At 68.3% G+C, this 9,624-nt stretch carries 9 protein-coding genes and 4 pseudogenes; 9 read left to right on the forward strand and 4 right to left on the reverse strand.

All coding sequences use genetic code 11. The features are described from left to right. Window positions 1–384 precede the first annotated feature (384 nt). Window positions 385–1,215 carry an aminoglycoside phosphotransferase gene (locus tag ABII15_RS38350; RefSeq protein ID WP_353947325.1) on the forward strand — a complete coding sequence of 277 codons (831 nt, stop codon included), beginning with the start codon at window positions 385–387 and terminating at the stop codon, window positions 1,213–1,215. An 18-nt stretch (window positions 1,216–1,233) separates the two neighbouring features. Here ABII15_RS38350 and ABII15_RS38355 read toward each other — a convergent pair. Beyond that, window positions 1,234–1,365, reverse strand: a pseudogene (locus ABII15_RS38355) (IS5/IS1182 family transposase); the annotation flags it as partial. A gap of 137 nt (window positions 1,366–1,502) precedes the next feature. Between ABII15_RS38355 and ABII15_RS38360 the strand changes: the two are divergent. Together ABII15_RS38360 and ABII15_RS38365 are read left to right on the forward strand one after the other, a co-directional pair. After that, window positions 1,503–1,796 carry a DUF5131 family protein gene (locus ABII15_RS38360; protein WP_353946914.1) on the forward strand — a complete coding sequence of 98 codons (294 nt, stop codon included), beginning with the start codon at window positions 1,503–1,505 and terminating at the stop codon, window positions 1,794–1,796. A gap of 153 nt (window positions 1,797–1,949) precedes the next feature. Next, window positions 1,950–2,144 (forward strand): annotated as a pseudogene (locus ABII15_RS38365) (DUF3710 domain-containing protein); the annotation flags it as partial. Window positions 2,145–2,186: 42 nt separating this feature from the next. On the opposite strand, the pseudogene ABII15_RS38370 reads toward ABII15_RS38365, so the two are convergent. Continuing rightward, a pseudogene (locus tag ABII15_RS38370) lies at window positions 2,187–2,402 on the reverse strand (transposase family protein); the annotation flags it as partial. Window positions 2,403–2,479: 77 nt separating this feature from the next. On the opposite strand from ABII15_RS38370, the gene ABII15_RS38375 reads away from it, so the two are divergent. The 3 genes from ABII15_RS38375 (at window position 2,480) to ABII15_RS38385 (ending at window position 4,695) form a co-directional block, all read left to right on the forward strand. Next, the gene (locus ABII15_RS38375) at window positions 2,480–2,965 is read left to right on the forward strand and encodes a hypothetical protein (RefSeq protein WP_353946915.1); all 486 of its coding nucleotides are present in this window, start codon (window positions 2,480–2,482) and stop codon (window positions 2,963–2,965) included. A gap of 262 nt (window positions 2,966–3,227) precedes the next feature. Next, on the forward strand, window positions 3,228–3,800 hold the full coding sequence (locus tag ABII15_RS38380; RefSeq protein ID WP_353946916.1) for a carboxymuconolactone decarboxylase family protein: 573 nt from the start codon (window positions 3,228–3,230) through the stop codon (window positions 3,798–3,800). A 28-nt stretch (window positions 3,801–3,828) separates the two neighbouring features. Continuing rightward, a complete protein-coding gene (locus tag ABII15_RS38385; protein WP_353946917.1) occupies window positions 3,829–4,695 on the forward strand; it encodes an RNA polymerase sigma-70 factor in 867 nt (288 codons plus the stop codon). 100 nt (window positions 4,696–4,795) lie between these two features. Here ABII15_RS38385 and ABII15_RS38390 read toward each other — a convergent pair. Further along, window positions 4,796–5,434, reverse strand: a pseudogene (locus ABII15_RS38390) (alkaline phosphatase family protein); the annotation flags it as partial. A gap of 87 nt (window positions 5,435–5,521) precedes the next feature. Here ABII15_RS38390 and ABII15_RS38395 point away from each other — a divergent pair. The 3 genes from ABII15_RS38395 to ABII15_RS38405 are packed head-to-tail and all read left to right on the forward strand — an operon-like array spanning window position 5,522 to window position 8,480. Further along, window positions 5,522–5,968, forward strand: a complete 447-nt coding sequence (locus ABII15_RS38395) for a hypothetical protein (protein WP_353946918.1) — start codon at window positions 5,522–5,524, stop codon at window positions 5,966–5,968. Then, on the forward strand, window positions 5,965–7,713 hold the full coding sequence (locus tag ABII15_RS38400; protein WP_353946919.1) for a Mu transposase C-terminal domain-containing protein: 1,749 nt from the start codon (window positions 5,965–5,967) through the stop codon (window positions 7,711–7,713). The genes ABII15_RS38395 and ABII15_RS38400 overlap by 4 nt, the downstream gene beginning before the upstream one ends. Next, complete coding sequence (locus ABII15_RS38405; protein ID WP_353946920.1) at window positions 7,710–8,480, forward strand: ATP-binding protein; 771 nt, start codon at window positions 7,710–7,712, stop codon at window positions 8,478–8,480. Before ABII15_RS38400 ends, ABII15_RS38405 begins: the two co-directional genes overlap by 4 nt. Before the next feature lie 38 nt (window positions 8,481–8,518). Here ABII15_RS38405 and ABII15_RS38410 read toward each other — a convergent pair whose 3' ends face one another. Next, on the reverse strand, window positions 8,519–9,301 hold the full coding sequence (locus tag ABII15_RS38410; RefSeq protein ID WP_353946921.1) for a hypothetical protein: 783 nt from the start codon (window positions 9,299–9,301) through the stop codon (window positions 8,519–8,521). Between the last annotated feature and the right edge of the window lie 323 nt (window positions 9,302–9,624).

The raw sequence follows: 9,624 nt of genomic DNA on the forward strand, positions 1-9,624 counted from the left end.
CAGTTCTCCGATGTGGTTGCGGTGCCGCGAGCATAACGACCCGTGCTGCCCATACGAATCGGCGCACAGGTCCGCTGGCCGGGTTCCACAACCGCACGGTCTTGTCCCAGTTGCCGCTGGCGAGCCAGGTCCACGACTGCGTCAGCGAAGTAGGCGCACGACTTCCAGAAGTACTGCGCCTACCGAACCCCTGGAGGGAACGCGACATGGAACCGCGCCAGGGATTCGTCGGAGCGACGGACCACGTTCTGGCCGCCGCTGTGGGAGGCACAGATCCGCTGGGCCTGCCTGCCTTCTTCCCTGCTGCCGTGTGACGGATGGGGTTGAGCGAAATCAAGGTGCGCTGGGCACGATGCCGTCGGCAGGATGACCGGCGTGACTGAAATGCCGAGCAACGCTGTCCCAGCCCCTGCTGTACTTGACGCCTTTGGTGCGAAGGGTTCTGTTGTCCCGCTGGCTGGTGGGCAGGGGCGAAGCGTTCTCGTCGGTGGGTTTGTATTCAAGCCCGCCGAGGGCACTGACGACGAGGTCGAGTGGGCAGCTTCCCTGTTCGAGGAGCTGGCGTCAGACAGCGGCTTCCGTGTTCCACTGCCATTGCGGGCCGCCGACGGGCGAAGCGTCGTCGACGGCTGGACCGCCAACGAGTTCCTGACCGGTCAACCAGGACCAGAGGAGCACTGGACCGGCGTACTCAGTGCCGACCGCGCCTTCCACAACGCTCTGCGGCATGTGCCCCGGCCCGGATTCCTTGATCGGCATGTGCACCCGTGGGCTGTGGGCGACCGAGTCGCGTGGGGCGAGCAGGACATCGACGTGATCGACGACCTCGCCGCGCCGTACTCGACCCTGCTGGAGCTGAGGCGCCCGCTTACGCAGGACACAGCTCAGCTCATCCATGGCGATCTCACGGGCAACGTCCTGTTCGCTCCGGATCAAGTGCCCGCCGTGATCGACTTTTCCCCGTACTGGCGGCCGCCGGTGTTCGCCGAGGCGATCGTCGTTGCAGACGGGCTGTTGTGGTACGATCTTCCGTCTGACCTGCTGGCGGCTGGCAGCGATCATCCTGACTGGCCGCAGATGTTGATCCGTGCACTGATCTTCAGGCTCGTCGCGCACAGCGAGAGCGCAGGTCCACTGGGAGAGACTCACCCGGGTGAGCCGGACCGCTATGCAAGGACAGCCGAGATTGTGGTGAGCCAGCTAGCACTGCTCTAGGACGCGCCTGAACAGCGGTCACGGTCGGAGCCAGAGTCTGATCGAGGCGAGGATGACAGTGCCGTCAAAGATGTAGGCGCGCTTGCCGAATCTCGCAGCCGCAGACCGGGAATTCTTGAGAGCATTGATCGTTCACTCAACTTCGTTTTGCGGGGCTGGCAAGCGTCCTCGGCCCCGTGGAGGTTGGACGCCGATGTCCGCTGGGACGACGGCTCATTGGACTGTCAGCGTCCCGCGTCTTGTGCGGAGGCGGACGGGGCTGCGCCCAGGGAACGGAGGGTCCGCCGGTGGGTGAGCGCAGCGCGATCGAGCGGACCGAAGCGACATGGAACCCGACGACCGGTTCTGACCGCATCTCCAGCGGTTGTGACAACGGCTATGCGCTGACACTGGCGAAGCGTCTGAAGGCGATGGGCCCGCCCAAGTATCAGATGGACGGCGACCCGCGCACGTCGGGGCCGGGGCCCGGGCTCCACGTGCATCCCGATGCGCTCGCGATCCCGTACGGCTGGAAGAGTCCGCGCACCGTATTTGTGAACTCGATGAGCGACCTGTTCCATACCCGGGTGCCGCTCGACTAGGTGCGCCGCGTCTTCGACGTCGCCGATACGCCGCAGCCCACCAGGCGCTGTGCTCTTGTTGTTCTCCGAGATCGCGGAGAAGGAGTCCCTGAATGACGCGAGGAGATCGCCCATCTGCTGGATGCCGGTCAGGAGATTTCGATCGAGATCCTGATGGCGGGCGACCCGCTCTTTCCTACCAGGCGCGGTACCGATACCGGACCATGGGACGCCTCTGAGATCGATCCAGCTGCCGATCAGGTCAGCCGCGTCGATCTTGGCGGGCTGCTGATTCCTGCGAGCAGTACGGATGAAATCCGTCTGGAGCGATCCGCAGGCCCGATCGTCGCCGCCACCGTGATGCGTGGACGAACCGCGCTGCAACTACAGGCGTATCGCAGCCAGGGACCGCAGCAGAGCAAGCTGTCGCATCGTCAAGTTCGTTCGCCAGTATGCCGTTACCAACAGGACGCGGTCTTCCAGCGGCAGGCTCCAGGGCCGGCCGCGCTGCTGATCCGAGGCTTGCTCGCGTCGCACAGAGGCAACCAGCTTGCCGAAGCAGCGCAAGGTCAGTCCGGTGAACGGCTCTATCCAAGACGGCACCGACGCCGTGATCACACCAGCCACCACATGATCGTTCCACTCGGTCAGAAGCAGCCACCGCCTCCGTGCCGTCTCGGCCTGAGCAGGTCCAAAATGCCGCCATGACTGACGAAGAACACACCAACCCCCCCGTCGCGCGCACCTTCTTGTCATGTGCCACTGAGGTGGCGCGGCTGATGGATCTCGGGGATGCGGCCGATGTGCCGGAAGCCCGCCGCGCACGGCACCTGGCTCATGCGGCGCGCAAGTCACTGCTCGAACGCGCCCACCTGCCTGAGGAGTTCTTCGCCCCGTTGCTGACCGCAGCCGTCTACGACCCAGACCCCAGCTTCTGCCGCTGGTTCGTCGAACCCGCGGTCTACGCCTTCGGGCGCCGCCGAGTCATGACCGCACTGCTCGACTACCTACGGACCGGCACGGACGCGGAACAAGCAGGCGCCAAGCGGGCCTGGTACTGCGCCCATGTACCGCTCCACGCAGACCGGTCCCCTGCCTACGCAGCCGGCAGAAGCCGCGATCCCGCCCTGGACGAGTCCCGCGATGTCATGGACGAGTGGCAACAAGCCCTTCGGGGATCAGCCACGTGAGACAGTCCCTTCGCTCTGGGACTGTTGCTCACCCCGCCCACTTACGGGACAGCCCTTTAGCAGACGGGGCGGCATCTACGTCACCAGCAACACCCAGAGCGACAGTGCGGGTGAGCTGTTGAAGTTCCCGGCGCTCTGAAGCGAGCTGTTCGGCCGCGGCGCAGGCATGCCCGCCGGCGTACGGGGGTGGTTGTCACACTCGTGCGTGCGGCGGTGTCTTCATGACAACCAGGCCGCAAGGCCTTTCGAGAAGGAGAACACCATGGCCCCGCGTATCCCCAAGGCCGAGCTGCCCGCCGAGATGGCCGAGGCGCTGGCCCGACAGCTCGGTTCCGTGCCGGAGCCGGTCGAGGTCGTCTTCAACCAGCCGGCCGTCGCCACGTCGAATCTGGAGTTCTCGGCGAAGGTGGCCGCGTGGGACCAGGTCGACGAGAGCCTGAAGACGTTCTCGCACATGGCGGTGGCGGCGCAGGTCGGCTGCAGCTGGTGCCTGGACATCAACTATTTTGCCGCGCTGAACCAGAACCTCGATCTGGACAAGGCCAGCCAGGTGCCCAACTGGCGCGATTCGGAGGTGTTCACTCCGCTGGAGCGCGAGGTGATGGAGTACTCCGAGGCGATGACCAACACCCCGCCGACCGTCACCGACGAGCTGTCGGCGAGTCTGCTCAAGCAGCTCGGTGCGGCGGGTCTGGTCGAGCTGACGGTGTTCATCGGTTTCGCGAACCTGTCGACCCGGGTGAACACCGCGCACGGCATCACCTCGCAGGGCTATTCCGAGGCGTGCCAGGTCCCGTTGGCCGTGAAGCGCCCTCAGGTGTCGGACGCCGGCTGACAACATGATCGGTGTGACTCATGACGCCATGACCGATGATCCGTTCGTCGCCCACCGGGCGCTGCTGTTCACCGTGGCCTACGAGATGCTCGGCTCCGCGGCCGACGCCGAGGACGTGCTGCAGGAGACCTGGCTGCGCTGGGCCGACGTCGACCGCAGTCTGGTGCGCGAGCCGCGGGCGTATCTGGTGCGGGCCGTCACCCGCCAGTCCCTCAACCGGCTGCGGAGCCTGTCGCGCAGCCGTGAGGACTATGTGGGGCAGTGGCTCCCGGAGCCGCTGCTGACCAGCCCCGATGTGGCGGAGGACGTCGAGCTCGCGGAGAGCGTGTCGATCGCGATGCTGACGGTGCTCGAGACACTCGCTCCCACCGAGCGGGCCGTGTTCGTGCTGCGTGAGGTCTTCGACCTGCCGTATGCGGAGATCGCCGAGGCTGTCGGGAAGTCGGCGGCCGCGGTGCGGCAGATCGCGAAACGCTCGCGTGAGCACGTGGCGGCCCGCCGGCCCCGGGTGCGGGTGAGCCGCTCGGAGCAGGAGGCGGTGGTGGAGCGGTTTTTGGCCGCGCTGCGCACCGGCAGGCTGCAGGACCTGCTGGAGGTCATGGCACCCGACGTCGTGATGATCACCGATGGGGGCGGGGTGGTGGCCGCCGCGCTCGTGCCGATCCACGGCGCGGCCGCCGTGGCACCGGTGCTCGCCCGGGTGCGGCAGGTGGGCGACGAGCACGGGACGCGGGCGGTGTGGCTCAACGGCACGCCGGCGGGCCGTATCGAGTTCGACGGCGCGCCGACCGCGATCAGTGTCGAGGTGGCCGGCGGGCGTGTGGCGCGGATCTATGTGGTGCGCAACCCGGGCAAGCTGACCCGGCTGGGCGAGCCCGCCCGGCTTGCCCGGTGAGCAGGGCTGTCGGGCGGGTGTCCTGAGCGGTCCGGGCGGTGCACACCGCCCGGACCGCCCGTCTTCCACCGGCAGTGCGCACCCGGGGGCGGGGTGGGGGTCAGGTGAGTCCGGCGAGCCGCAGCAGCAGCGGTCTCACCTCGGTCGCGGCGAGGGTCCCGCTGACCTGACCTGACCTGACCTCGCCGGGGCGTGAGCACAGCAGCACCGGGCCGTCCTCGGGACACTCGGGCAGCCTGCCGTGGCTGCCGCGCACCGGGGCCGGGTCCAGCGGGACGACCGCCATCCGGTAGCGCATGCCCAGCTTCTTGCGGGCCACCGCGCCCGCCGCCCGCACCTTGACGTAGGGGTCGTGGGGGTCGAGGAACAGTTCGGCGGGGTCGTAGCCGGGCGTGCGATGGATGTCCACGAGCCGGGCGAAGTCCGGGGCGCGGGCGTCATCGAGCCAGTAGTCGTAGGTGAACCAGGAGTCCGGCTCGGCGAGCGCCACCAGCTCACCGGAGCGCGGGTGGTCCAGAGCGTGTTCCTTCTTGCCCGCCTCGCCCAGCAGCCGGGCGACGCCTGCGACGCCGTCGAGCGCCCGACGCACCCCGGCGATGTCCTCGGGCCGCCGTACGTAGGCGTGGGCGAACTGGTGGTCGGCGACCGCGAACGCGCGCTAGGCCGTCGGGTCGAGGTATTCCATGCCGTCCCGGGTGTGGACCCCGAGGCAGCCGGCGCGGCGCAGGACCCGGTTGAGCCAGGCGGCCGGCCAGTTCGTCAAGCGCCCGGTGCACCGCGCGCTGGTGGCCGACCGCGCGCTACTTGAGGCCTTTCAGGCCCGGGCGTGCTGGTCACCGATGACGTACAGCGCATCGCCGCGCCGGAACTGGACTACCTGCGCCTCCTCGCGGATGCGCCCACGACGCAGGCCTCTCTCGTGCTGTGCGGTGCGGGCGCCGAGCGCACCCTTGCGCGTGCTTCCGCGCTGGCCTCCCGGGTTTTGACCTGGCAGCAGGTGCCCCGCCTGGACACCGGCCAGGTACCCGCGGTGTTGCGCCTGTTCCACCCACTGTGGGACGCGGCGACGGACACCGATCTGCTGCACACCAACACCACCCACGCCAGGGGGAACTTCCGTACCTGGGCGAAGACCACCTCCCACGCGTATGCGGCCCTGGCCCGTGCCCCCGGGGCAGTGGCGGACCGTGCCTTGCAGGCGCGCTTGTTCCCGCCTTGGTCCCGTCAGCCTCTGACCGATTCCACCCCGCGGGCCGAAGGACACCCCTCATGACCGCGACCACTCCGGACGACGACGCCCCGACGCTGGCGCCACCCCGATCCGAGCCCGTGCTGGATCCCGTGACGTTGACGGCACTGCGGGCGCCGCCGCTGCGCCGTCTGCTCGCCCTGCGCACCGCACGCCGGCTCACCCGCGCCCACGTCCACACCACCGCCCAGTGCCTGAACGTATCCGAGCGCACCGTGTGGCGCTGGCTCGCCGACGCCACCACCACACCCGAGACAGCCGCCCGCCCGGGAGCCCGCCGTGTCGAACGGTTCGAGATCACCCCCGAGATCCGGGTGCTGCTCGCGTACTGGCACGGCAACGCCTCCGCGGTCCACCGCGAACTGGTCGCCCGCGCCCGGGCCGCCGCTACCGAGCCGCTCGAAGAGAACGACACCCCGACATCGAGCATCGAATCCGGCTCGCGTCCTGTCATACCCGTTCCAGGCGGCGCCCCGCCCGCAGCAGTGCCGCTACTCCAGACCGTGCCGTCACTGCCGACGTTCCTGCGCGCGGTGCGCCGCGACCTGACGGCGGGGGAGCGGGCCGGCTACCGCCACGGCCCCGAAGCAGCGCGCGCCCACGATGTGTTCGCCAAACGCCCCCCGCACCTGGCGCAACGACGTCTGGGAGGCCGATCACGTCCAGGCCCCGCTCCGCGTCGACACGGACGGCGACCTCGTCCCCCCCCCATACGTCACGTGGTTCATCGACTGCGCGACCAAAGCCATCACCGGCCTCGCCGTCACCCCAGGCACGCCACCCCGTGCCTCGGTCCTGGCCGCACTGCGCTCCGCCGTCCTGCGCAACCACCCCTACGGCCCCGTCGGGGCCTGCCCGAGCAGGTGCACTTCGACCGCGGCCGCGACTTCCTCTCCCGCACCGTCACCACCGCGCTGACCGCCTTGGACACGGACATCACCGTCCTGCCGCCCTACAGCCCCCACCTGAAAGGCAGCATCGAGAACCTCAACCACTGCGTCACCCGCATGCTGTTCGCCGCCCTGCCCGGCCACACCCCCAAGAAGCCGCAGCGCCGCCCCGACCGCCGCCCCCAGACGGCCCCACCCCTGTCCTTCGAGGCGTTCACCGGGCACCTGCTCGCCTGGGCCCACTGGTGGAACACCGAACACCAGCCGGCCGAACTGCACGGCACCACCCCGCTCGAAGCCTGGCAGGCCGACCCGACCCCGCTCCACGACGTACCCCCGGCGGACATATGGTCGTTCACGCTCGAGGACGACGGCCGCACCCGCACCATCACCAGCCACGGCGTCCGCTTCCGCAGCCGCGACTACATCGCCGACTGGATGACCGGACAAACCGGCCTCAAAGTCACGGTGCGCTTCATGCCCCACCACACCCACGAGATCGAACTCTGCACACCCCACGGCCACCACCTCGACACCGCCCACCTCGCCGACCAGGCCAGCGACGAGCAGCTCGCCACGCTGCGCCGCACCCGCACCCAGCGCGCCCGGCACCTGCGCGACGAGGCGAAAGCCGCCGAGCAACTGCGCCACACCCGCTTCGCTCCCGCCACCGAACCGGTCCCACCGCGCCGTCTGGACGCCACGACCGCCGCGGCAGCCGCCCGTGAACTCGACCAGCACCAGCACCAGTACACCGATCTGGCCGACCTGGCGCTGCCCGACCTCATCCCACCCGCCGCGCCACCAGCCGACTGGGCCATCCCCGACGCCCTCAAGGCCCGCACCCGACCATCAGACCCAACCGAGGACTCCCCATGACCGGCGGCCACCTGCCACCCGCACCTACCGACCACTACACCCCCCTGCCCGACGCCCGCCTCGTCAGTACCCAAGCGCTACTCACCGCCCGGGAAAACCTCACCGACACCATCGAGGCCCGCGCGATGATGTGCGTCCACGGCGGCGCCGGCTTCGGCAAGACCATGGCCGTCACCAGCTGCCTGCGCGCCCTCGAACCCACCGAGGACATCCGCCGCATCACCTTCCACGCCCGCGCCACCACCCGCGCCGTGCGCCACGAACTCCACACCGCACTCGACTTACCAGGCCCGCCCCCGCGCTATGCCAGCGAGTTCGACCACCTCCTCAAAACCGCACTCGCCACCCACCCGCGCACCCTCGTCCTGGACGAAGCCCAGTGGCTCCAAAGCGACCAGCTGGAATACGTCCGCTACCTCTGGGACGACCCCTACACCCAGCTCGCCGCCATCTTCGTCGGCGGCGAAGGCTGCCACCAGGCACTGACCCGAGAACCGATGCTCTCCTCCCGGATCTTCATCTGGCAGCGCTTCACCCGCCTCACCCCCAACGAGATCCTCCAGACGATCCCGCTCTACCACCCCATCTGGGCCGACGCCGACCCCGACCACATCACCTACGCCGACAGCCGCGCCGCGCACGGCAACTTCCGCAACTGGGCCCGCCTAACCACCCTCACCCACACCGCCCTCAAACGCACCGGCCGCACCCGCGTCGACCAAGAAGTCCTTCGCTGGGTCTTCAGCAAGCTCACCTCACCGCACTGACCGCCGCCGCCCAACCACGCGCGAGCATCGCCCAGCCCTCAGTCGTCATAGACATCGGCGTCGCCTTCCCAACACGCGAAGACGCCGGCAGGGCTGTGCCCACGGTGCAACCCCACATGGTTCTCGCGAAGTTCGCAGATCCGCCCAAGACCTCCGTGCCTGGCCCCGCAACGCTGCTCATCACTCGCCGCGACGTCCTCCTCGTACTCCACGTCACTGCCACTGCCCGCCATCCCGGGTGCCGCGGACGACCTACCGGGGACGCGCCAGTGCGCAGGAACTTGGGCGAGCATCCGCTGCCGCTCCCGCTCATCCAGACTCCGCCGGCGATGACTGTCTCGTCCGTACCCCAGGGCAAGCAGCGCACGATCGCCCGCCGGCATCGTCTCCGATCCGTCCGCGCCCCCGGGCACAGAGTCCGACGCCGTCGTGTTCGCGGTAACCGAAGGCCCTGCATACGCACGCCGCTGTGGCGGCAACCCGCTCTTGCCCAACTCGCTACGCACCCAACTCGCCTCTGTACAAGCAGAGTTGTCCTCAAAGCTGAGCAGCCAATGCCCGCCGTCCGCCGTACAGGCCGCGATCGCGTCGAGGAGCCCTTGCGCGACAACCACAGGCAGCACGGAATCGGAGTAACGCCGCCGCTCCTCGTCGGTCAATCCCTCAGCCCGGTATGGAATACGGCCACGGACTTTCAAAGGCTCCCGCTCTCCAGTCACCCTGACTTGGAGATAGCGGGGTTCGCTGTCGTCCATTCCCTTGATAGTTTTGGCAGCGAAGGTCCTGCTGCCGATTCGAACCCACACATCCTTCTTCGACATGCGAGTTATTGTGGCATAAAAGAGAGATCATTTAGGCAGTGTCAAAAAAGGCTCAGAATACTGAAGTTGACGCACCGTTCAACAGGGAACGTCAGACCACCCTGAGACCGATCAAGAGCCCCGGCATCCCGGGCGGTCCGCCTGAGCGGTACAACTTCGGGCTGTCCTGAGGTCAGGAGCTGTACGGACGAGCCATCTCCGAGGCCCCTCGCGCTCCCAGAGGGGGGAGGCTATCTCTCGAAGTTCCCATAGTTTTTTGCTTCCTTACGCTCTTGCACCGCAACCCTCACGAGCTTCAAGGTGGAGCTCTATTCGAGAATAGA

This window comes from Streptomyces sp. HUAS MG91, assembly GCF_040529335.1.
GTDB classification, from domain to species: Bacteria; Actinomycetota; Actinomycetes; order Streptomycetales; family Streptomycetaceae; genus Streptomyces; species Streptomyces tabacisoli.